The 23,126-nt window shown below is 34.1% G+C and carries 20 protein-coding genes; 3 read left to right on the forward strand and 17 right to left on the reverse strand.

The window, feature by feature from the left end:
• Positions 1–32: 32 nt before the first annotated feature.
• On the reverse strand, positions 33–266 hold the full coding sequence (locus BM371_RS16290; RefSeq protein WP_034673211.1) for a hypothetical protein: 234 nt from the start codon (positions 264–266) through the stop codon (positions 33–35).
• Positions 267–307: 41 nt separating this feature from the next.
• On the opposite strand from BM371_RS16290, the gene BM371_RS16295 reads away from it, so the two are divergent.
• Together BM371_RS16295 and BM371_RS16300 are read left to right on the forward strand one after the other, a co-directional pair.
• Positions 308–1,213, forward strand: coding sequence for a DUF6427 family protein (locus BM371_RS16295; RefSeq protein ID WP_034673209.1), 906 nt, complete (start codon positions 308–310; stop codon positions 1,211–1,213).
• A gap of 11 nt (positions 1,214–1,224) precedes the next feature.
• Positions 1,225–1,809 (forward strand): DUF3109 family protein, encoded by a 585-nt coding sequence (locus BM371_RS16300; protein ID WP_034673206.1) that lies wholly within the window; start codon positions 1,225–1,227, stop codon positions 1,807–1,809.
• A gap of 318 nt (positions 1,810–2,127) precedes the next feature.
• Here BM371_RS16300 and BM371_RS16305 read toward each other — a convergent pair whose 3' ends face one another.
• The 16 genes from BM371_RS16305 to BM371_RS16380 all read right to left on the reverse strand — a co-directional run bounded on the left by BM371_RS16305 (position 2,128) and on the right by BM371_RS16380 (position 22,151).
• Positions 2,128–4,980 (reverse strand): M16 family metallopeptidase, encoded by a 2,853-nt coding sequence (locus BM371_RS16305; protein ID WP_034673204.1) that lies wholly within the window; start codon positions 4,978–4,980, stop codon positions 2,128–2,130.
• A gap of 155 nt (positions 4,981–5,135) precedes the next feature.
• Positions 5,136–5,816 (reverse strand): hypothetical protein, encoded by a 681-nt coding sequence (locus tag BM371_RS16310; protein ID WP_034673201.1) that lies wholly within the window; start codon positions 5,814–5,816, stop codon positions 5,136–5,138.
• A 182-nt stretch (positions 5,817–5,998) separates the two neighbouring features.
• Positions 5,999–6,973 (reverse strand): T9SS type A sorting domain-containing protein, encoded by a 975-nt coding sequence (locus BM371_RS16315; protein ID WP_165571761.1) that lies wholly within the window; start codon positions 6,971–6,973, stop codon positions 5,999–6,001.
• A 185-nt stretch (positions 6,974–7,158) separates the two neighbouring features.
• Positions 7,159–8,118: a T9SS type A sorting domain-containing protein gene (locus BM371_RS16320; RefSeq protein WP_034673197.1), complete on the reverse strand. Its 960-nt coding sequence runs from the start codon at positions 8,116–8,118 to the stop codon at positions 7,159–7,161.
• 134 nt (positions 8,119–8,252) lie between these two features.
• Positions 8,253–9,587 (reverse strand): trigger factor, encoded by a 1,335-nt coding sequence (locus BM371_RS16325; RefSeq protein WP_034673195.1) that lies wholly within the window; start codon positions 9,585–9,587, stop codon positions 8,253–8,255.
• A gap of 145 nt (positions 9,588–9,732) precedes the next feature.
• A complete protein-coding gene (locus BM371_RS16330) occupies positions 9,733–10,989 on the reverse strand; it encodes a hypothetical protein (protein WP_051882535.1) in 1,257 nt (418 codons plus the stop codon).
• 138 nt (positions 10,990–11,127) lie between these two features.
• A complete protein-coding gene (locus tag BM371_RS16335; protein WP_131430856.1) occupies positions 11,128–12,066 on the reverse strand; it encodes a helix-turn-helix transcriptional regulator in 939 nt (312 codons plus the stop codon).
• A gap of 143 nt (positions 12,067–12,209) precedes the next feature.
• Positions 12,210–12,770, reverse strand: coding sequence for a hypothetical protein (locus BM371_RS16340; RefSeq protein ID WP_034673193.1), 561 nt, complete (start codon positions 12,768–12,770; stop codon positions 12,210–12,212).
• A gap of 29 nt (positions 12,771–12,799) precedes the next feature.
• Positions 12,800–15,184, reverse strand: coding sequence for a TonB-dependent receptor (locus BM371_RS16345; RefSeq protein WP_034673191.1), 2,385 nt, complete (start codon positions 15,182–15,184; stop codon positions 12,800–12,802).
• Positions 15,185–15,577: 393 nt separating this feature from the next.
• A complete protein-coding gene (locus BM371_RS16350) occupies positions 15,578–15,931 on the reverse strand; it encodes a hypothetical protein (RefSeq protein ID WP_034673189.1) in 354 nt (117 codons plus the stop codon).
• Between the two features lie 361 nt (positions 15,932–16,292).
• Entirely contained in the window at positions 16,293–18,224 is a 1,932-nt protein-coding gene (locus BM371_RS16355; protein ID WP_034673186.1) for an ABC-F family ATP-binding cassette domain-containing protein, read from the reverse strand.
• A gap of 298 nt (positions 18,225–18,522) precedes the next feature.
• Positions 18,523–19,194: a response regulator transcription factor gene (locus tag BM371_RS16360; RefSeq protein WP_034673184.1), complete on the reverse strand. Its 672-nt coding sequence runs from the start codon at positions 19,192–19,194 to the stop codon at positions 18,523–18,525.
• Entirely contained in the window at positions 19,187–19,825 is a 639-nt protein-coding gene (locus tag BM371_RS16365) for a sensor histidine kinase (RefSeq protein ID WP_228423588.1), read from the reverse strand. Before BM371_RS16365 ends, BM371_RS16360 begins: the two co-directional genes overlap by 8 nt.
• 110 nt (positions 19,826–19,935) lie before the next feature.
• Positions 19,936–20,559, reverse strand: coding sequence for a hypothetical protein (locus tag BM371_RS16370; protein WP_034673180.1), 624 nt, complete (start codon positions 20,557–20,559; stop codon positions 19,936–19,938).
• 9 nt (positions 20,560–20,568) lie between these two features.
• On the reverse strand, positions 20,569–21,306 hold the full coding sequence (locus BM371_RS16375) for a hypothetical protein (protein WP_034673178.1): 738 nt from the start codon (positions 21,304–21,306) through the stop codon (positions 20,569–20,571).
• Between the two features lie 227 nt (positions 21,307–21,533).
• Positions 21,534–22,151 (reverse strand): DUF5715 family protein, encoded by a 618-nt coding sequence (locus tag BM371_RS16380; protein ID WP_034673177.1) that lies wholly within the window; start codon positions 22,149–22,151, stop codon positions 21,534–21,536.
• Between the two features lie 218 nt (positions 22,152–22,369).
• Here BM371_RS16380 and aqpZ point away from each other — a divergent pair, with 218 nt between their 5' ends.
• Complete coding sequence (gene aqpZ / locus BM371_RS16385; protein WP_034676932.1) at positions 22,370–23,101, forward strand: aquaporin Z; 732 nt, start codon at positions 22,370–22,372, stop codon at positions 23,099–23,101.
• The last annotated feature ends 25 nt before the right edge of the window (positions 23,102–23,126 follow it).

Genomic DNA, 23,126 nt, shown 5'->3' on the forward strand with positions numbered 1-23,126 from the left:
TTTGACCGGTCTTTTTCTATATAACCAATTAATTAACCTTCTTTTTTATAGATCGTAGGATCGTAGTAAGGATGCTTTCCTTCTGTCGGAGAAAAATAGTCTTTGTCTTTATCACCACCCAATGTTGCTACCAATACATAGCACCAATATGTGAACAATGCACAACATACGATGAACAAGATCCAGTTTAATACGTTTCCAAAAGTATCGAAAAAACCGAAAGACCATTTGAAAACACCGCTTAAGAATAGAAAGAAAGACGTCATTATTTCCTTTTTTAAATTAACTTTGCACAAATTTATAAAAAATGTTTAGATTACTTTCAAAAGAAAGCAATATTTTTTCAATTCCTGTTTATATTGGTTTTCTTCTTTTTATAGTAATATTATTTAACATACTGAATTTCAATACTTATGAAGCAATTATCGCAGGAATTACTTTTCTGGGAATTGCTTTGGGATATTTTTGTTTTAATGCCATTGCACTGAATTACAATACCCATTTGTCTTTGTTTCTCTACACATTTTTTATTTTTGGGCTCTATGACGGAAATCTCGACCTCGGAATTGCCGTTGCTTTGCTTACCAATTCGTTTCTCCTTCTTCTTTTAACAAGCACCGATGAAGATCTGAGAAAAAAATCCTACGTTCTTGTTGGTTCTATTGTAGCATTAAATTTCATATTTCTTCCGACAACCTGGCCAATGATGTGTTTTGTTCTGATTCATTTAATTGTAACTTCTGAAAGAGTTGGTTTAAATATTTTCAGATTTCTTTTAGGCATAATCATGATCACGTTGAGTTATTTCTCGGTGATGTTTTTTATGCAATACAACACCTGGAATACTGCTTATATTCCTTTCGGAAAAATGAAAGTAATGACCGATTATACAGAATTATTTCCGTTAATTCCGATTGCATTAATGCTGATTTATGCAATATATGACCATTTTCAACATTATAATAAGAAAAGCCCTGTAAGCAGATATAAATATACTTTTTTACTGGTATTTTCACTTGCACAGTTGGTAAGCATCATCCTTTACATGAATAAAAGCTATGAATACCTTTTACTTTTAGCTTTTCCTTCAACGATTATCCTGAGCCGAATGTTTAAGTTTTTACCAAAATACTGGATGCAGGAAGCCTGTGTATGGCTTACCATCATCAGTTTGATTGCATTTAAGGCAGGAACTCATTTCAATTTATTTTAAGATTAAAGATTATGATTCAAATAGACGATAAATTAATTTCTGAAGATATTTTTTCTGAAGAATTTGTTTGTAACCTTACAAAATGTAAAGGTGCATGTTGTGTGGAAGGTGATGTCGGAGCTCCTCTCGACAAAGATGAGCTTGTGATTTTAGAAAATATTTACGATAAAATAAAACCTTACCTTACTGAAGCCGGAATTAAAGCTTTAGACGAACAGGGAACCTGGACAACCGATCCATTGGACGGAATGTACGTAACTCCAATGGTTGAAAATGCAGAATGTGCTTATGTAACTTTCGATGAAAAAGGCATCACAAAATGTGGAATCGAAAAAGCATATGAAGACGGCGCAATTGATTGGCAAAAGCCTATTTCCTGTCACCTATACCCGATCAGAATTACAGAATATTCTACTTTTTCTGCTTTAAATTATCATGAATGGAGCGTTTGCAGTGATGCCTGTACTTTAGGAAAAGAATTACAGGTTCCTGTATATAAATTCCTGAAAACTCCGCTTACAAGAAAATACGGTGAAGATTTTTATGCTACTTTGAGTGATGTTGCGGAGGAATGGAAGAAGGAATATGGAAAATAGTGTTTATTTGAGATTCGAGATTTGAGATTCTAAATTCAAGGTTCGAGATTTGAGAATCGGGATTCAGTGTCCAGGATTAGCGATTTTAAATTTCGATTTTAAATTTCGATTTTGAATTCAAGATTCGGAGGTCACGCTTCGTAATAGGAATATGTATGAATTTAAATTTTTCATGTTCAGTCCCGAAGGGACGACTTTCTGAAGGATAGGATGATAATCCTATCAAATTTGGAATCTTATCATTCAAAAAACAGAACAAAAACAAACCACCGCAGGAAAATTCCTGCGGTGGTTTTCATTATATGTAATCGACTAAGATTATTTTACTGCCGTAGCTTTTACGGTTGCAGCAGTTTCTTTTTTAGGAGCAGCTTCCCATCCGTCTTCAGGCATTAAAGTAGCAATAACTCTGTTTTTCGTAAGATATTTTTTAGCAACATCCTGCAGATCTTTTACAGTAAGTGCTTTTACTTTTTCCTGATAATTCAGGATCTCATACTTGTCGCTTCCGTCTAATTGGTTTTTAGACAAAGCATTCATCCAGTAGTTATTATCTTTGATGTCTGTTTTATAATCATTCATCTCCCCTTCTTTGTACTTATCAAGATCTTTTTGCTCAGGACCTTTATCGATAAGTTTATGAAGTTCAGCGATAGCACTTTTCGTTAATTTATCAGCATTTTCAGGTCCGCAAGGGAAACTTAAGCTGAAAGAGTAATTACCATAAGGAACTTTAGACATTCCGCCTCTTGCTCCACCACCGTAGATTCCGCTTTCGTCTTCTCTCAGTTTCTCGATAACTTTGATCGTAGCCACTTCACCTAAAGCTGAAAGAGCCAACGCTTCCTTTTCATTGTATGGAGTTTCTCCGGAGAAAACGATCTGAACCATACTCTTAGGATCCTTTCCTTTTTTATATACTTTCGTATGATCTCCTGTGATTGCTCTATAACCTGTATCTTTGAAATTTGTAGCCTTTCCTGTCGTCGGTAAACTTGCGATATACTGTAAAACCTCGTTTTTAAATTTCGCCTCATCAATATTTCCTACGAAATAGAAATGGAAGTTTCCTGCATTGGCAAATTTTTCTTTGTAAACATCATACGCTTTTTTGTAATCAGTTGCCGCCCAGTCTTTTTCCAATGGAAGAATACCGATGAATCGTGGGTTCTTCTGATTCGTAAATTTAGCATGCTCACTTGCAAAATAAGTCTGTGGATTAGACAATAAATTATCCAACATTGCAGACTGCTTCATTTTATAAGCATTAAATGCTTCCGGGCTGTAATTTAAACCTGTAAAATAAGCGTAAGTCAATTCCATTGCGGTGCTCAGATCTTTTTGGTTTGTTCTACCAAAAATTCCTTCCAAAGTACTGCTGATGTATGGATTTACCATCACCTGTTTTCCAGCTAAATAATTGGTAAGATCAGCTTTGGAAGCCCCGTTTACTCCAGCTTCAGTAAGAGCCTGATAAGCGAACTGTGTTTTGTTGTAATCTGCATCATTCAATAATGAATTACCACCTAAGCTTCTTGCTGAGAAAACAATCTCATCATCTTTAAAGTCAGTTTTTTTGAAAGTAACTTTTGCACCGTTGCTTAAAGTCCAGGTTGTTGTGCCTAATTTTGCATCGGTTTCAGTTTTAGCAATTTTTCCTTCAGATTTAAATGGTTTTACTAAATTTTTGATGGTCGCTTTTTCTTCGTAAGGTTTAAGATCAGCTAATTTTACATCATCAAAAGTCTTTAAAACTAAAGCTTCAGTAGGCATGGTTACATTGTCTTTTTTAGGACCTGTAATCACTATTACTCTGCTGTCTTCTTTCACCATTTTCTTGATCACATCGTTTGTCTGAGCCAAAGTTACGGTTGGTAAGAAAGATTTTGTATCTTCATATTCCCATGTAATTCCTGGCATTGGTTCCTGCTCAAGGAAATTTCTAACGTATTCGTCTACCAACATATCGCTTTCTGTTTTGTCGCGGTTGTTGTAAGACCTTTCCATATTAGACATGATCTGAGATTTTGCTCTGTCTAATTCTCCCTGCGTAAAGCCAAATCTTTTTGCTCTTTCTGTTTCTTCAAGAAGAACTTTCAAAGCATTTACCTGATTTCCTTCTTTTACCATTGCAAATCCCTGGAAAGCTTCCTTCGTTCTTGCATACGTTCCGCCGTGATAAACCGAACCGAATGTAAACGGTGGATTGTTTGAATTTACCAACTCTCTCAATCTGTTGTTCAACATGGTTGTCGCAAGATTTTCAACCAAACTCTGATTATACTGCTCAACAGTAACATCCGGTGCATAAGCTTCTTTATCTTTCATAATAAACTGAACCATCGAATTGGTTGCATCCGGATCAGTTTCAATAGCGACTAAAGTTTCATTATGGTTTGGCAAGTCAAAAACCTTTCTATCTCTTGGTTTAGAAGGATTTTTGTATTTACCGAAATTGGTTTTGATTTTTTTCTCAACCTCATCTACATTAATGTCTCCTACAACAACAATCGCCATAAGATCCGGTCTGTACCAATCTTTATGGAATTGTCTGATCACATCTGGCTTAAAGTTTTCTAAAACCTCTTTTGTACCAATTGGTAATCTATTAGCGTATTGAGATTTGTAAAGCATTTTAGGAAGGTATTTATCAGACATTCTTTTGTCTGCACCCAAACCTAATCTTAGCTCTTCCAATACGACTCCTCTTTCTTTGTTGATCTGCTCATCGGTAAGAGTAGCGTTGAAAGCCCAGTCTTCCATTACTTTTAATCCGGAATCAAGATTTCCCGGCTTATCTAATGGAACAGGAAGCATGTAAACCGTTTCGTCAAAACTTGTATACGCATTAAGGTGCTGCCCGAATTTCACACCGATAGACTGTAGAAAATCTACAAGTTTATTATCCGGAAAATTTTTGGTACCATTGAAGTTCATGTGCTCCATAAAGTGAGCAAGCCCTCTCTGGTTTTCGTCTTCAAGAATAGATCCTGCATTGATAGCCAATCTGAAGTCTACTTTTTTTTCAGGTAATGTGTTTTTCTTAATGTAATATTTCATTCCGTTTGGAAGGACACCTGTTTTTACAGAAGGATCCATCGGGATATTCTGTGCAAAAGCCATTGACGACATTAAAACAACTGCCGCAACTGACGATAGAATTTTTTTCATATAATTTGATTTAAATCTTTTCTCGGAGATAAAATTAAATATTTATCACAACCCCAAGAAATTTAATCACTAATATTTTAGTTAAACTTGCGTTAAAGTTTAAAAAATAAAAAAACCGGTAAAAAAACCGGTTTTAAATACGTTTTTATTAATAATTATTGAAAATCAGCATCAGTTACACCCGAATTAACGGTAACTTTTGTGGTTTTGATAATCACTTTTTGCCCACCTCCTTCTGCTTCAATCTGTTCAGGAAACTTAATACCATCAACGGTTATATAACTTTTTATAACAGCTCCGCTCATTGCATTACCTGTTTTATAAAGCAATCCTGTAGAAGTATCGAAATATAATTTCACAGCATCCGACACCAAAACATTGTAGCTTTTTCCGTCTAATGTTTCAACGGCTGAAGTAAATTTAGAAGCATCAAGACCTAATGCATCAATGGTTTTGCCTTTTTTTAATTCTACAATTCTGTCGGGCGTAAACTCTACTTTCGTACCAGTCTGATTTGAATGACCTTTCACACCGTCAAAAACACTCACAATCTCCTGTCCCATGATAGACTGTACAGATTTGAACTTATTGCCCATCTTTTTGGTTACCGACTTGATTTCCATACCCTGTGCGGAAATAACATCTTCGCTGACAGAAGATTTTACTGATTCCAACTTCGCCTTTCCTCCCAAAGCTTCAATATATTTATCAATGATCTGTTGCGGAGAAAGTTGCGATTTTACATTTGATTCAATAGTGGTTACTCTCTGTACATTTGCATTTACTGATGTACTAAGCAAAACAGCGCAGAAAAACGGGATGATGATCTTTTTCATATTAAATATTTATTTGTTTAAAGCTTTGTGAAACCGTGTTTAGTTTTTTAAAAGTATTTCAGTTTCGTCGTTAAATTAAAGTGATAAAGATAATCATATTGAATGACATGAATCGTTCTGCACATAAAAACCTTCGGCATTCCAAAGGTTTTCATTTTTTTTTAACCCAATATTTACAAGAACTATTCTTTCACAAACTTTGTAGAAGTACAATTACCTTCTTTATCAATCATCTGCAGAATATAAACTCCTTTCGACAATGAGGATGTACCCAGCTTAAGACTATTTACAGTATTTTTTTGTGATAATATTTTCTGACCTGCCGCATTAAATACATTGATCTCTGTAATTTCTTTGTCCCCTTTTACATACAGATGGTCTTTCACAGGATTCGGATAGACAGAAAAGCCGTCATCAATCGTTACGGACTTTACACCCAGGCTTTCCAAATTGTTCACAGCATTCAATCTTATAAAAGGAAAATTAAACTTTGTAATCCCATTATTCTGCTGCCAACATCCTGAGAAATATGTCGTATTCACCGTAGTATTTGTATCTAATGTTCTTACAGGCACATCAATAGGATTATTATGTCCTGTATGGCGTATTTCTATAACTAAATTTCCGCCCGTATAAAGATAAGGCGTATCGAATACGAGCGTATAAGCGTAAGGATTACTGCTGTTTCCGGCAGGAACTGAGCCTGCAGAAATCATAAGGTTTCCGGATTTTACCATCGTCTGAGTCCCGACAATATTAGCTGCAAAGTTCATTTGCATATTAGGAGGAGTCACTCCTTTGCTGAGGTAAATCTCATAGCTGCCGAATGCCGTATCAGTGAGTGGCCATGCATTTGTATAAGAACCCTGGAGACTGAAAGAGATCGAGGTAATGTATTTGTTGACCATTAAAGAAATCGGTGCATGAGCTATAAGAATCTGAAATCTTCTTGGAGCATTTGCATAAGGCCCCAGGAAAGCTCCGTCTTCATTAGTGATGCCCGGCAAAATTTGGAAGCTCCCCTGTGCTTTCAAGTTTGAAGATAAAATCAATGTGAGTACCAATGCGAACAAACTCAGTTGTCTGCTTCTTTTTCCGTTAAGAATGATAGATGAAGCTGAGAATATATAACCAAAAGAGAATAGACTTTTTTTCATATTCATAAATTTAGTGATCATAAAGATACGGTTTCTTAATAATATCAAAATTAAGATCTTACATCATGCGTAATTCAAAACCCACAATTGCAATCAAACTTGAACATAAAAGCATATCTCCAATTTCTTGGAAGTTTTCACATACTTATTAAAGTCAATAAATTTATCTGTTAAACGATCAAATATTATTCTTTAACAAATTTCGTCGAGGTAGAATTACCTTCTTTATCAATCATCTGTAAAATATAAGCTCCTTTTGATAATGAAGAAGTGTTCAGTTGTGGAATTTTCGTATTGTTCTTTTGGTATAATACTTTCTGACCTGCAAAATTGAATACATTAAATTCTACAATTTCTTTTGTTGATTTTATAAATAAATTATCTTTTACAGGATTCGGATAGACAGAAAAACCATCATCAATGGTTACTGATTTCACACCGAGTGTATCAAGAGAATTAATCTTTATGTAAGCAAAGTTACCATTTAATACCCCTCCTGTTCCCTGCCAACATGCAGAAAAAAGAGTACCATATCCTGCTGACGTATTGGTGCTCGTAACTGAGTGCGTGGAAAGAGAGCTCGAGTTACTTCCTGTATGACGTATTTCTAAGATAAGATTCCCTCCGCTATAAAGATAGGGAGTATCAAACAAAATATTATAACTGAAAGCATTGGGATCGCCACCCGAAGTGAGTGAGCCCGCAGGAATAATCAAAGCGCCGGTTCTTACCATTGTCTGTGCTCCCGTAATATTTGCTGCAAAATCTAATTGTCTGTTGGCAGGATCTACTCCGTTACTTAAATAAATCTGATAACTGCTGAAAGTAGCATCTGCAGCAGGCCAGGCTGAAGAGGCTGAAGCCAAAAGCCTGAAAGAAATAGAATTGAGATATTTACCAACCAAAGGTGTAAGCTGGGTATCATCAATCAGCATCTGATAAGTTCTTGCAGAATTTGCCAAAGGTCCCAAAAAACTTCCGGAAACATTGCTATCCGGAATTATTTTAGAAGTCTGCGCTTTTAAATTTGCAAATAATGTCACCATTACTACGAATAGAAATGTCAATGAAAATTTTATTTTTCTTTTAGATAAAATAACAGAATCTGAAGTTTCAGATTGTTTAAAGAATAAAGTTGTTTTCATATTGTAAAATTTTTAATAATTCTAAATTTACAATATTTTTTTCACAATAAAACCAAAACAACATTACCATATTATCAAACAAAAGCAAAAAACCTCCAATTTCTTGGAGGTTTTCAATATTTATCAGAGAATAATTATTTTTTCAATTCTTCTAAAAACTCGTCGTGAGAGATCTCAGTTTCTTTTTTAGTAGCTTTCTCAAGGATAACGTCTTTCAACTTAGCCATTGCTACTTCAGAAGAAATTTGTCTTACCTGCTCTTGGTCTTTCAACATTTCAACAGCGTATTTCTGAACTTCTTCATCACCTAAATGGTGAATTCCGTAGATTGCCAATTGATTTTTCACCAACTGTTCAGCTTGTGCCAAAACATCAGCATAGTCTAACTGAATTTCGTTTTCGCTCATCAATTTACCTTCGATGATCTGATATTTTAACTGATTTTTTTCAGCTTCAAGAATTTCTTTTGCCTGATCTTCAGACTGGATGTTCTGATTTGAGAACATTAACCATTTTACCAAGAAAGATTCAGGAAGTTTTACTTCTTCTTTTTCAGAAACCTGCTCCAACACTTTGTTTACGAAGTGTACGTCTGCATTCTGCTGGAAGTATTCATCCAATTCAGATTTTACTTTTTCTTTCAACTCTTCTTCAGACTTGATGTTTCCTTCACCGTAAACTTTATCGAAAAGTTCCTGGTTTAGTTCAGCAAGATTCAAAGAATAGAAATCTTTTACTTTCACCTCCACTTCAGCGTGGTGTAAATGCTCAACTTCTTCTTTAGAGAATCCTAATTCTTTAGCCAAATCTTCGTCAGAAGCAAGAGTTTCTTTAGAAACCTTTACAGACTCATCCATTTTCAAAGATTTTACCAATTTGAAAGCTGCTTTATTTTCAGCGGTAATGGTAGCATTCTTTGGGTGGTGGTGGTGCTCTCCTTCTGCATCTTCTTCAACTACCTGAGTAATTTCTAAAGCTACGTAAGAATCTTTCGTGATTTTGTCTTGCGGCACCTGCTCTGCAAAACGTCTCTGCATATTTTCGATGCTCTTGTTGATTTCTTTATCAGAAGCAGCTACTTTGTAGTGTGCAGCTTCATATTTAGAAAGATCGATAGAGAATTCAGGCTCGAAACCTACTTCAAAAGCAACCTCCAATTTCTCTGCATTATGATTAAAATCATTTACAGGCTGTGGAACCGGCTGACCTACCAATCTCAGTTTGTTTTCGTTGATATAGTTATTCAAAGCATCAGAAACCTGCTTGTTGATTTCCTCAAATGCAATACCTGCTTCATACTGCTTTCTTACCATACTCAAAGGCACTTTCCCTTTTCTGAAACCAGGAACCTGTGCGTTTTTCGCATAGTTAATCAATTGCTTCTCTACTTTATCTTTGTAGTCAGACTTTTCTAATGTCACTGTAAGCAATGCACTTACATCATCATGATTTTGAGCTGTAACGTTCATTATCGATTAAAATTTTAGGTTGCAAAAATATGAATTTTTTATTAAAAAAATCAATTAAAATCAACTTAAAAAGACAAATGTTGTTAAAGTAAAAACCGTCGAATGATTTTTCAACGGTTTTTACAATATAATGTGCTATATACATTTACAATACTCTTTGTAATGTTGTAAATAAAACTTTTTCTCCATTAAATTGTACTATTTGATATAAAAATCTGTAAAAACGGTATCCGTCAGGTATTGTTGTTCCATTTCCAACAGTAGTTCTTACTGATAAAAATAATTCTGTAACCTCTGCATTATAATTGGTTCCGTTAATTGGTGCTGTTGCTGTAGTACCAGTTGGTGGTCCTTGCCAAAATACGATATCATTATCATCAATCGGCTGTTCTACTCCCGGAGCAATACTAAGACCTATCAATTGGCGTCCTTCATCTACAGAGTGAGCTGCTGTATTAATATGTACAACTATCGTACTTCCTGAAGTATTTTTTAAAATCGGTCTATAGTAAGTAGAACTTGATGAAATAACATCAAAAGTAAGACCATCAATTACCGGCATTGAAGCGCCGTACTTTACATTTGCCGAAAAATATATTCCAGCAGTACCATTCATTGTTGAAGCGTTAGCAAAATAGGTATTTGCAGAAATACCTCCAATAGGGAGCGCATTTCCCTGTCCCACTGTTGCATTACAGGTTTGCCCTCCAACATTTAAAGGAAAGGTTGTAGTGATTGGGCTTGATACAGTGGGAGTTCCTGAAATAGTATAAATTAAATTTCCTGAACCTATATTAAAATTTCCTGAAGCAATTGTTGCAGTAAGACCATTTATTGGACCTATAGTTTGAGCGGGATAAGCTCCCCCATCTCCATTTGTATATGGCACTGTCATTGACCCAATATAAGCTGTACCCGAAGTATACGATGATGGGGATAAACTTACACTTGTACATGAGATTGTACCAATAGTTCCAGCATTAGTTGATGAATTGTTGAAAGTTCTCCATTCAGTGCCATTCCAGAAAACATACCCAACGTATCCAAGACCTGAAGTTCCGGTATTATATACTAAAAGTCCTGTAGCAGGTGAAGGAATTGTAATTTGATCTGTTGCACTACTAAGCGAAACTCTTGGTAAAAGTACTCCTTTGTTTATGGAATTTATATCCAGCTTTGCACTATTATCCGGAACCGTTATTCCTATTCCTACACTACCTGTAGAAGTTACAGTGAAATCATTATGCTGTTGAGCTGCAGTTGGTATTCCGGTTGCAGGATTATCTTTTGCTCCATCTATATTAAAAACTCCCTGAGGATTTGTCGTGTTAATCCCTACCTGAGCAAAATACGATGAGTAGCTAAACATTAAAATAAATGGGATAAATAAATTTTTTTTCATAAGTGATAATTTTTAGAGCTGATAAAATTATTATCAAAAAAATGAGGAATACAAAAAACGATTACTTATATATACTCATACACATACTTAAAGCTACTCACTCCTGCAAAACATTGATAATAAATACATTAAAAATATCTAAAAATTATTAATGATATATACATTAATATCTGTTTCCGTTGAAATATTTAATTTTTTCCGAATTCTATATTTTTTATTTTCAATAGCACGGACAGTAGAATTGGTGGCTCTTGCTATTTCCTTGGTGGTAAAATTTAATTTCATCAATGCACATATTTTCAATTCAGATGAAATAATATTAGAATGGGATTTTAACATATTATCAAAAAAATCTGGAAATTGAGATTTAAAATAGGGAATAAATAATGTATTTCCATTAATAGCTATTTGATATAAATCTTCTGTAAAAACCAATTTATCTGTTTTCTTAATCATTTCGTTTAACCGTTCTTTTTCCATAAAATATTTTACTAATATTCTCTCCCTCCTGTTGGTAAAATAGATTCCTAAAAAAGCAAATACGGAAACTTCTAGAACTTTATATATGTTTATATACATTTCTTTTTCCTGAGTTAAATTCTGATGCAAGAAAGGAAACAAAGTATAACCTGTAAGAATATTGATTAAAAAAAGAATAATATATAAACTGATAAGTGAAAATATGATAGGCTTATCCGTTTGATAATTAAAAAAATATCCAACGGCAGTCGTTAAAGAAATATAAGATAAATAACTCATAGCTCCTTTACCACTTGCTATATCACACAAAAAAACTATTATCCCTAAAAAAAAGAAAATTGACATTAAATTCAATCGGTTAAACCTTATTCTATTAGGTATTAGCAATGTAATAAATAGAAATATTGTCAAACCAAAAAATATTATTGCATATAGTAATTGATCAATAAAGAGATTAAGAATAATATTACATATCAAAATAAATACAAGAACTAATGTATATGTATTGAATAAATGATCTTTCTCATACTCTATCTCATCTTCTTCCCTTTCCTTCCTGCTCTTTATAGTATTTATTACAGTAGAAATTTTTAACATTGGAAAAATTGTATTATAATTAAAAGTCTATTTAAAGACAAAAATATCATAAAAAACTCGTAACTATATTAATACAGTTACGAGTTTTATTATTTAACCGACTATTATTTTAAATATAATATTAAAAATTGTCTAATTAGATTTTAATGTGCGTCAACCGTAATATCTACATCGCTTTCTCCACCTTGAGTTTGACCTAATTGATTGGTTGCGGAAGGATAATTCTGATTAACAGAAGTAGGACCGTGAATCAATTTGATATTCATTTTTCCTGTTGCCTGAGTAGAATTGATTGTCCATTCTGTTCTTAGTCCTAATTTATTCCCGTCTGTTCTTACAATATCATTGGCAGATCTTAGCACAACAATATCCGCATTTGCTGGGTTAAAGGTAATAAAGTGGTGGTCTTTTTCTTCTTCGATTTCATCTGAAGAATGATAGTGATCATCATGCTTGATCTGGAAATCTAATTCTGCCAAATAAGTATCACCTGCGTGTAAATGTAAATGACCATCTGCAACTCCTGAAATTACATTTACAGTCTGAATATCTGTTGCGTCGTTTTTATTAGTCAATTTTAAAACCACTTTCCCGATTTCATCATGCTCGTGAACATCTTCAGGAATTGCATCATCATCTGATCTACAAGAAAACACAAAAAGTGCAGCAAAAAGAACTAATGTAATATTGATAAATTTTTTCATTTTAATTTTAAATTTTAAGTTATAAATAATTAGAAATTGTATTTAAGAGTCACGACGAAATTCCTTCCGGGTTCGTACATATAATACCTGAGTCTGTTCAGATATTCTTTATACTCTACATTAAAAATGTTGTTGATTCTGAAGTTTAAATTCAGATTTTTGATTAAATCTGCTCCAACAGAAGCATTAAATATGGTGAACGCTGCAGGTGTAGAACTAAAATCAACGATTTCATTTCTTTCCACCCCGTCTTTAATAAAAGTCACCGGTAAATCTCTGATCGGAAAACGGTTTTGCTTAAATGAATTTTCATTCTCCAAAGCGATATATAAATTTTTAGGTTTATTAAGAGTAAGCTCAACTGAGTTTCTCAGTCTTGCAGGCATCATCAAAATCAGCGGCTCATTATTCGAAAGATCGTCACCTTTCAGAATACTGAATCCTGATTTCCATTTTAAATTATCGAGAATTGACAATTCGGCATCGGCATCTATCCCATAAATTCTCGCTTTAATCTGCTGATACGTCCAAACAGGGAAAACGCCTCTGTTTGTATTCATCACACTGGTCGGAATCTGATTAACGAAATTATCCGATATCATCAAGTACGGATTAGCTTCAATATGCAAACCTTTCAACACATTAAACTGACCTGCTAAGGAAAGGTTGACATTATAAACCGTTTCTTTTTTGATGTTTAAATTTCCCTCTTCCATTACCGCTGCAGAGTGATGAAGCCCATCTGAAAATAATTCAGCAGCATTCGGACTTCTGTCTGCTCTTGAAAGATTCAGTTTAAACTCAAAATTCTGAGTTGGTTTATAATCTAAGCCTACATTTGCAGAGAAATTATGATAATCTAAAATAGGTCTTGTGAGCGTTCTGCTTCCTGATTCATTTACAAAAAATTCCGGGAAAATATCTGCATAGTAGTCTTCCCATTTTTCAGAATCATAATACTTGTACGCATCATATCTGCTGAAATCATAACGTACTGCTGCTTCTGCATTGAGTTTTGAATTAAATTTATATTTAAAAACAGAAAATACTCCACTATCATATCTGTAATAATCAGGAATTAATCGTCTTGCTTTTGTTGCAGGATTTGGGAAATTATCCTGAAAAGCAGCAGAAATACCACTTTCCAGACTCCAATTACTACGTTCGATTAAATGAATAAGACTTGCGGAATGGGTAATTAGCCTCAAATCCATAGAAGGCAAATCGCTCAATTCTCCTCTTCTGATATCGAATTCCTTTCTTCGGTTGAGCTGAAAACTATATTGAAAAGTTAGTTTTCCAAAATCAGCAAAACGTCTATATGCGGAGAGCTTTGCAATATGATGCTCAACCTGTTGTTTGGGATTATCTATATCGTAAGTAAAATCATCAAGATAAAAAGGCTGTCCGAAATTCACCGCATTGTAAAAATCTTCCGGACTCGACAAGTGTGCACCTTTGTAAATCCCAAATTCCTGGTTGATCCCACTATAAGACACATCAAACCCTTGTAAAAAACTGTGCTTTCCGAAAGAGAAATTAAACGAGTTAAATTCCTGACCTGTATTCTGCAATGTATGATGCGGAACATATTGGTCTCCCGTCTTTCTGTAGCTCCCTCCTGTTTTTACAAACCATTGGTTTTCCCAGGTTTTTGCAACATTGGCAGCAATCTCTCCTCCTCTTCCATTAGAAATCCCTGAAAGTTTCAGGCTTCCCATAATGGTATCCCTCTTTGGTAAAACTGCAGGTTCCAAAACTACAACTCCGCCTACTCCTTCATTTCCGTACTTCAAGGCGGCTGCACCTTTAATAACATCGATGTGCTCAAAATCGTTCACATCAATATTTGGAGCGTGCTCAACTCCCCATTCCTGCTCTGCCATTTTCACTCCATTGTTTAGAATAGAAATCCGGCTTCCATACAAACCACGAATCACTGGTTTTGAAATATTATTTCCTGTTTTCAGTGCTGTAACCCCTGAAATTCTTGTCAATAAATTCCCAAGATTTTCCGTGGAATTTCTTTCGATTTCAGTTTTATCCAGCGTTCTCATAATCACTGAGCCTTTAGTTTTGTGACTTCCGTGAATGGTAACGGTTTCGATATCACCAATGTGATGTTCTAAAGTAATGGCTAAATGCAAATCTCTGTCGACTCCCACATTTTCAGTATAATCATCGCACAGAGGATGCTTTGCAATGAGCTGATATTTTCCTGCAGGAATATTATTGAATGAAAACTTACCTTTTTTATCTGTTTTTGTAGTATAATCGCCGATTTTTACCGTCGAATTTTCGAGCATGGTTTTATCGTGAAAATCCTGAACAGTTCCTTCAACCGTATACGTTTTCTGTGCGTTTGTAAATGCAAATCCTGAAAGGATAAGCAGTAAACTATATATCAATTTCATTGTAAATAGATAGATTGCGTATGTATCAGATCATTTCATTATTAAATGAACGACATGAAAATACTTTCGTTAAAATTTTGAATTGGATTTTGCTTTGCACTTTTGCCTTGAAGCAAAAAGTACCAAAAATTCAAGACCAGAATCTTCCGCTAAAAATTTAAATTAAATCCTAAAATCCCCAAAACTCGTTCGCAATTAAAATTACGGTTTCGAAACAAAAAATGATGCTCACTCAAACAGTGGGAATTTTTTAACGGATTGAATTTCAATTTTCCTAACGCTTCAGCTTCTTAGGTCAGAGAAATATTAGTAATCAATATAAAATTACTACACTCAACGACTTTTAAATCTTGAAAAATTTAAAGCAAAAAAATCCGGAAAAGAATCTATTGATTATGAAATTGCGGGAGGTCCCCGAAGTTGAAAGGTAAATTTAGTTTGTGACCAGATTTTTTCCTGTACAGCAAAAACCTGCTCTGCCTCATGAGTATGTTTGATCAAAGTGAAACTAAATTCGTCCGGTAAAAGAGTATTTCCTGTTGCTAAAAAGTGACAGGCCAAACAGTCGCCCGCTTTTTCTTTAGCTTCAGATTTTGAAATAGAATTTTCGGTTTTTTTAAGATTAAAATGCTTAAAATCTCCTGAATCATGATTGTGAAAGCTTGACGAAAACAACGCAAAGAAGTAAATCCCAAACATCAGTTTTGAGATAAAGCTTTTTAGTTGTCGGCTTTCCTTGAAAATCATTTGGTAAAATTATAAAAAATAAATGAAAGCCTTTTACATAAAGATTAAATTTTAATAATTTAAAGAGGATTATGCCATTTATAGTTAAAAAGTTTCGCTCCTACGGAGCTCAAATATTGATAAAATGATCATGCTACAAAGGTTTTGCTCCTACGGAGCAAAAAAATTTTAAAGCTTTTTTTCAGGTCGCCCCTAAGGAACTCTCTGAACATTTTAATTGTACATTCTATTAACAGATTGCTCCTACGGAGTAATATTCATCACGAGATTTTCTGATGGAGAAAACTTCTTTTAGGTACATCACATATCTCACAAAAAAAGATGAACCAAAGTCCATCTTTCAATATTTTAAATTTAAAAATTAATCTAACTGCGTTCCCAAATGTTCCCATTCCTGTAATGCAAGATCAAGGTCTTCTTTGGTTTTATTGTATTTTTCTAAAGTTTCTTCAGAAGGATTTTCTTTAGTAAAAGAAGCTTCGAATTCTTCAATTTTTAGTTCAATCTCAGAAATTGTTTCTTCAACTTTCTTCAGTTTATTCTGAATACTTTTTTGTTCTTTGCTGACAATGGTTGGCTGTTGGTTGCTAGTTGCTGGTTCTTCAACTTTTTTAGCCTTTACCTCAACCTTGGGCTCTTCACCATGAAGTTTTGCTTTTTCGGCAGAAATCTCTCTGATTGATTCTTTCTGTCTGAATTCAAGATATTCATTGATATCTCCTAAGAATTCTTTCATTTTACCATCCCGGAATTCATAGATTTTATCACAAAGTCCCTGTAAAAACTCTCTGTCGTGCGAAATGACAATTAAAGTACCTTCGAACTTCTGTAAAGCTAATTTGATAATTTCTTTAGACTGAATATCCAGGTGATTGGTAGGCTCATCCATAATCAACGTATTGAACGGACGCAGCAACAATTTACAAAGTGCCAAACGGTTTCTTTCACCTCCGGAAAGTACTTTTGTTTTTTTATTTACCGCTTCACCCTGGAACAAGAAAGATCCTAATAAATCACGAACTCTTGGTCTCGTTTCTTCGGTAGCAGAGTCTTCTGCTTCTTCCTGAACGGTTTTATTAGGCGTTAACACTTCTTCCTGGTTTTGGGCGAAGTAACCAATATTTACGTTGTGACCCAAGTTCCAGTTTCCTGAATAATCTTTGATGTCTCCGGCAAGAATTTTTGCTAAAGTGGTTTTCCCCTGTCCGTTTTGCCCAAGAAGGGCAATCCTGTCGCCACGTTGTACGATGAAATCAACATCATCAAAGATCTGCTTTTCACCATAAGCTTTCCCAAGATTTTCAGCTTCGAAAATAACTTTTCCGGGAATCTGCGACTGTACGAAACGGATATTGAATTTAGAAACGTCTTCGTTATCCACTTCAATACGTTCTATTTTATCTAATTTTTTAATCAAAGACTGGGCAAAAGATGCTTTGGTAGCACTTGCACGGAATTTATTGATGTTATCTTCCATCTGCTTGATTTCCGCATCCTGATTCTTTTTAGCCTGAATCAGTTTTTCACGGCGGTCTTCACGCATGATTAAATATTTGGAATAATTGGCTTTGTAATCGTCAACTTTTCTGTTGTTCACATCAAAAGTACGGTTACAAACCGCTGTCATAAACTGCTTATCGTGACTTACCAAAACAATTCCTCCGGGATAATCTTTCAAAAAGTTCTCCAACCAAATGATGGATTCCATATCGAGGTGATTGGTAGGCTCATCGAGAAGCATGAGATCATTTTTTTGAAGAAGCAATTTTGCCAGTTCGATTCTCATTCTCCATCCCCCTGAAAATTCGTCGGTGATTTTTTGAAAATCATCTGCTTTAAAACCAAGACCAAAAAGAACTTTTTCGATGTCACCTTCCAGATTATAAGCATCATGATGCATCAAAAGATCATTCAGATCAGTCATTCTGTTAATCAAATCGGTATAAGAATCACTTTCATAATCAGTTCTTACGGTCAATTGATGATTGATTTCTTCCAATTCATCTTTCCATGCATTGATTTGCTCAAAAGCCTGCATTGTTTCATTCCAAACCGTTCTGCCTTTCACAAAATCAAGATCCTGCTTTAGAAAACCAATCGTAATATTTCCTTCGGGAACAACATTTCCTTCGTAGAAATTGATTTCCCCGGAAAGCATTTTTAAAAGCGTAGATTTCCCCGCTCCATTTTTACCGACCAACCCAATTTTATCATCTTTTTTAATGGTAAAATTGACGTTTTGAAACAAATAGTTACCCGAATGATGTAATCCTAAACCCTGAACCGAAAGCATTTGAAATGAATATTAAATGTGAATAATGAATATGAATCTTTTTCGGGTGCAAAAATACAGAAAAGAAATGAAAGACAGGAAAATAAAAAGAGCCGTCCTAAACGACAGCTCACTGCTAAATTTTAAAAAAAACGTTTGCCTAGAATATAATTTCTGAAATTCAGCAGAACTTTTATTTTTCATCAGTCTTTTTCATGTAGAACATCAAAAGAACAACGCAAAATAAGAGAAAATATTTTGATTGCCGATACGTATAATCTACCAAATAGAAAAATCCGTATTTATACTGAGTTACGCTTTACGCAAGAGAATAAATATTGTTCACGATTGCATAGATCACTATTCCGACGGTGTTTTTAGCACCAATTTTTTCAATTGCACGTTGTCTGTGACTTTCGACGGTTCGCGGACTGATGAAGAGTTTCTCGGCAATCTCATGATTGGTCATTTCCTGACAGATCAGCTTTACGACTTCACGCTCTCTATCAGAAAGATCATCATTCATCTCAAAAAGCGATTTCTTTTTTGAAGAATTGTTCATATAGGAAAGAAGCATTGCATGATCTTCATTGGTGAAAAAGATCCCGTTTTTATAGACTTTTGCAATCGCCTCTATGAATAATTTTTTGTTGGAATTTTTCGGCAGAAATGCAGAAACTCCCAACTTGACCATATACCCTAAAACGGATGTCTTGTAGTGTGACGAAAGAATAATAACTTTGAGATCAGGATATTTGTTTTTTAAAATCTCCACAAGCTCAAAACCGTTCATCGGCTCCATCTGTACATCAACGAGAGCGATATCCGGAAAGTCTTCTGCTGAAAGATTTTCGAGATTTTCGAGGAAGACATTTCCATCATTCGCCATCATCGTTACCGAGAAGTTTTTTTCTTTTGAAAGTAACATTTTTACCCCTTCAAGAATCAACTGTTCATCGTCTACCAAAGCAATTTTTATCTGCTCACTCATTGTTTTTATTAATTTTAAAAATTAGTCGGCTTCCTTTATTGGGAACACTTTTCCATTTAAATTCTGCATCCATCGATTTGATTCTGGATTCTATGTTTTTGATTCCCATTCCTTTTTTTACTTTTTCATAGTCAAAACCTTTTCCGTTATCGGAAATAACGATTGCAGTAAAATTATCAAATTCTTTTATTGCAATTTCAATTTTTTCTGCTCCCGAATGTTTAATAACATTGGTCGTAAATTCCTGAATAATTCGATAAATCTGAACTTCAACAAACATATCCTTTTTAATATAACGAGAGAGATGCATTGAAATATTGATCCTTGCCGATAAATTCGTAATCAGTTCTTCAATATATAAAATTAAGCCTAATTTCTCAAGATTTACAGGATAAAGCGAATGCGAAATGCTTCTTGTATTGTCTATTAATTCAGAAATCTGATTTGAGATAACTTCTGAAGCAGAATCATCTTCAATGTCAAGATTATTGAGCCATAATGAAAGAATGTTGAGCCTGTTGCCAATATCATCGTGAACTGCAATGGCAATTCTTTTCCTTTCTTCTTCCTGTGCTTTCGTATTTTCTAAAGCCAATTCTTTCTGATGCTGAATTTCAGCTCTGTTCTGCAAATCTTTTTCTCTGACAATACGATCAATAAAAGTTTTATATAATATCAATATAAAAAATACAATAATCGCCAATGTGACAATTATCAAAACCAGCAGATTGATATTGAGTGTTACTTCTTTAATTTTAAAAATATATAAATAAATGAACTATATAAAATACTCGACAAAACTGTGTTGATTCCCAAAATCATATAAAAATTATCTTCTGAAAGATTCTGTAATTGTTGTTGAATAATAAATATGAATACAGAAACCGAATAATAAAAGAAAATGCTTGCATCCACTAAGATAAATCTGTTTGAACTGTTATCATCTTTAATCTGTTTCAGTAAAGTAAATCCCGCTAAACAAATAATAACAATATTGGATGCAACTTTGGCTTCATCAAGATTGAAATTAATTTCAGGAATATTAGCGATAATTAAAAATATTACCCCAATAGTTGATGAGATTACCAATGTATATTTTGGTAAATCTAATTTTTTTATGAATATATTGGTTATCAGTAAAAATTCTCCTGCTATATAATACTGATAGATAAATGATGTATCCTGCAATTCAAATATATACGCTAAGATCAAACCGACCAACTCAACAAGAAAAAGAAAAACAATATAATATGTATATTGTCTTTCTTTTTGACTTAATATGGTAAATTTCCAAAAAATAAGGAAAACTATTAATGCAAGCAATCCGTAATTTAAAAGCAAAAATGTTTTATAAAAATCTACCATTTGAATTCATTATTCAATTCCCAAATCAGGAATTTTGCAAACTGGTGGACAAGGTTTTGCATAATCAAAAGTATTCGAAATTGTTTCTACACTCCCACCTAAATTCTTAATAAAGGAAATAAAAATTAGTGCAGGAAGCTGTTTTTGATAAATATCAGAATATTTAAGCCCGAAAGAACAAACAAAACTTACTTCAGTTTCTGTTTTAGAAATTTTATCAAACGGAACATAGAATTTATTGAAGATACTTTTGCCTCCGTTTTGCTTGTACTCAGCATAAAACCAGTCTTGTCCGTTTTCCTTCCAGGATTCGATACAGTCAATCGCTATATCCTGATCCATAATCGGTTTACCTGCAACCGGAAAAAACATGTCTGAATCGTTATCGACCTTACGCATTTCTTTTGACAGAACTGCATTCTTCACCACCGTATAGGTTTGAATTTCCGTCAGTTTCAAATCTTCCTCCAAAGGTTCAAAAACAGAGAAAGGAACTTCACCTACTTCCATTTTGTTGCCTTTTTCGTCAAGCGGGCAAAGCATTACAGTCAGTTTGCCTTCCATCACTCCGATTTCAGCGCAAAACTCTTTATTAGCGTTAGCTTTTCTAAGCCAGTCTACCTGCTCGGTTGTAAAATTGAAAATGTAGTTTTCGGGAAAAAGTTCGTTTAGTCTTCTTGGATCAGTTTTAGCATAGATCCATCCTTCCACTGCAGCAGTGTACTGTTCCCTGTTCAAATTTTGCATTAAAAGTTTTTTTAAAGGTTTACGCGATAAATTTATTGAATCCCTTTAAACTGCGCAAACATCCGATTAATAAATAAGAATAAATTAATATTTTCTCACAATTACATGAAAATAGGTTCATTTTTTTCTTAAAAAATTTTTCAACGAGTTTTTAGAAAACAATTTTAATTTAGGATTTATTCATTAAAAAAAGCTCACTGTACAAATATTTTACAATTAAAAGTAATTTAATAATTTCTCACCGTCACATGAAAACAGCTTTGCTGTCTTTCTTTGATGTAATGAATGCGTCCTGCATCGTAATAATATTTCAGAACCTTTTCCAGGGCAGATTCCAACTTAGAATTCGGTCTATGAACACCATTAAATCTTACATAAGAAATATCAAAAGAATTTCCGTAATTATGAGAGCTGATTCCCAAACTTGCATTCGAATTAACTTTTCGTAGTTTACACTGATCTTCAAGCGTTCTCGTGATAGAAGTTACTGTAAAATAAGCTCCACCTGTATTTTTACTGAATCTATTGCCAATCCTTTCCAAATTCAGATACGCTTTTGAAACCAGCCAGGCTCTGCTGTAATCCAGTTTTTGAACTCGGTAACCCTTTCCTTTTTTATTAACGGAATGAAATTTCCCGCTGTTGATGTATTTCTGTACTGTACCTGTAGTTTTGAGAATTTTTACATTAAAACTTTTTGAGGCATCCAGATGTGGCTTATAGAGAGGAGTCGGCTCTACTTTCAAAACTTCATTCAAATCATAACAAGGTGAAGATTTTGCCGATTTCTGACCGTGAAAAGTATGTGAAAAAATAACAGGAATTATTAACAGAAACTTTTTCATTCAAGAGACTTTAAAAATTTATAAACTAAAAATAATCATTTATGTTATAAAAATCAACTACAATTTAAAATTATGTGAAATATATCACTACCAAACAAATAAATATATTATTAAATTCACAAATAAAAACCCCACAAGCCATAAATATATTTAAAAATTATCATCTTAAATTAAGATATTAATTTTAAATTTGAAATACATTTAAAATAAACATTATGATAAAAAAACTTTTTGCTGAATTTTTCGGCACATTCTGGCTTGTTTTCGGCGGTTGTGGAAGCGCAATCTTTGCTTCACAAATTGCTCCCTCTTCAAACGGACAATTGGGAATTCTTTTAATAGGAGTCGCCCTGGCTTTCGGTCTTACAGTTCTCACCATGGCTTATGCAGTCGGACATATTTCAGGAGGACATTTTAATCCTGCGGTGTCCTTCGGTTTAGTTGCCGGAGGAAGGTTTTCTGCAAAAGAACTTGTTCCTTATATTGTAGCACAATGCGTAGGAGCAATTGCTGCTGCGGGAGCTTTATATTTTATCCTTTCCGGCTCCGGAACACCCGATTTTTCAGGACCGGGAGCTTTTGCCACCAATTTTTACGGTGATGCTGTTTATTTTGGCAAAGGATATTCTATGGGTGCAGCATTTTTAACAGAGTTTTTATTGACTGCTTTCTTTTTGATCATCATCATGGGAGCAACTGACAAATTTGCTAACGGAAAATTTGCAGGAATTGCCATCGGTTTAGGGTTAACATTGATTCATTTAATTTCTATTCCGATTACCAATACTTCTGTAAACCCTGCAAGATCACTTTCTCAGGCAGTTTTCGTTGGCGGAAATGCTATTTCCCAGCTTTGGCTGTTTTGGGCAGCTCCGATTTTAGGTGGAATTGTTGGCGGATTGATCTACAAGTTTTTACTGCAAAAAAATTCTGAGGCTATTGCCGAATAAATATTAATTAATATTACAAAATCCC

The sequence above is a fragment of the Chryseobacterium formosense genome (assembly GCF_900116415.1).
Classification (GTDB): domain Bacteria; phylum Bacteroidota; class Bacteroidia; order Flavobacteriales; family Weeksellaceae; genus Chryseobacterium; species Chryseobacterium formosense.

Coding starts and splice junctions, on each gene's coding strand:
- BM371_RS16370 (WP_034673180.1), bottom strand. CDS start 20,559: ATGGTAGATTTTTATAAAACATTTTTGCTTTTAAATTACGGATTGCTT.
- BM371_RS16320 (WP_034673197.1), bottom strand. CDS start 8,118: ATGAAAACAACTTTATTCTTTAAACAATCTGAAACTTCAGATTCTGTT.
- BM371_RS16315 (WP_165571761.1), bottom strand. CDS start 6,973: ATGAAAAAAAGTCTATTCTCTTTTGGTTATATATTCTCAGCTTCATCT.
- BM371_RS16310 (WP_034673201.1), bottom strand. CDS start 5,816: ATGAAAAAGATCATCATCCCGTTTTTCTGCGCTGTTTTGCTTAGTACA.
- BM371_RS16375 (WP_034673178.1), bottom strand. CDS start 21,306: ATGCAAAATTTGAACAGGGAACAGTACACTGCTGCAGTGGAAGGATGG.
- BM371_RS16345 (WP_034673191.1), bottom strand. CDS start 15,184: ATGAAATTGATATATAGTTTACTGCTTATCCTTTCAGGATTTGCATTT.
- BM371_RS16335 (WP_131430856.1), bottom strand. CDS start 12,066: ATGTTAAAAATTTCTACTGTAATAAATACTATAAAGAGCAGGAAGGAA.
- BM371_RS16325 (WP_034673195.1), bottom strand. CDS start 9,587: ATGAACGTTACAGCTCAAAATCATGATGATGTAAGTGCATTGCTTACA.
- BM371_RS16360 (WP_034673184.1), bottom strand. CDS start 19,194: ATGAGTGAGCAGATAAAAATTGCTTTGGTAGACGATGAACAGTTGATT.
- BM371_RS16290 (WP_034673211.1), bottom strand. CDS start 266: ATGACGTCTTTCTTTCTATTCTTAAGCGGTGTTTTCAAATGGTCTTTC.
- BM371_RS16305 (WP_034673204.1), bottom strand. CDS start 4,980: ATGAAAAAAATTCTATCGTCAGTTGCGGCAGTTGTTTTAATGTCGTCA.
- BM371_RS16350 (WP_034673189.1), bottom strand. CDS start 15,931: ATGATTTTCAAGGAAAGCCGACAACTAAAAAGCTTTATCTCAAAACTG.
- BM371_RS16340 (WP_034673193.1), bottom strand. CDS start 12,770: ATGAAAAAATTTATCAATATTACATTAGTTCTTTTTGCTGCACTTTTT.
- BM371_RS16300 (WP_034673206.1), top strand. CDS start 1,225: ATGATTCAAATAGACGATAAATTAATTTCTGAAGATATTTTTTCTGAA.
- BM371_RS16330 (WP_051882535.1), bottom strand. CDS start 10,989: ATGAAAAAAAATTTATTTATCCCATTTATTTTAATGTTTAGCTACTCA.
- BM371_RS16295 (WP_034673209.1), top strand. CDS start 308: ATGTTTAGATTACTTTCAAAAGAAAGCAATATTTTTTCAATTCCTGTT.
- BM371_RS16380 (WP_034673177.1), bottom strand. CDS start 22,151: ATGAAAAAGTTTCTGTTAATAATTCCTGTTATTTTTTCACATACTTTT.
- BM371_RS16355 (WP_034673186.1), bottom strand. CDS start 18,224: ATGCTTTCGGTTCAGGGTTTAGGATTACATCATTCGGGTAACTATTTG.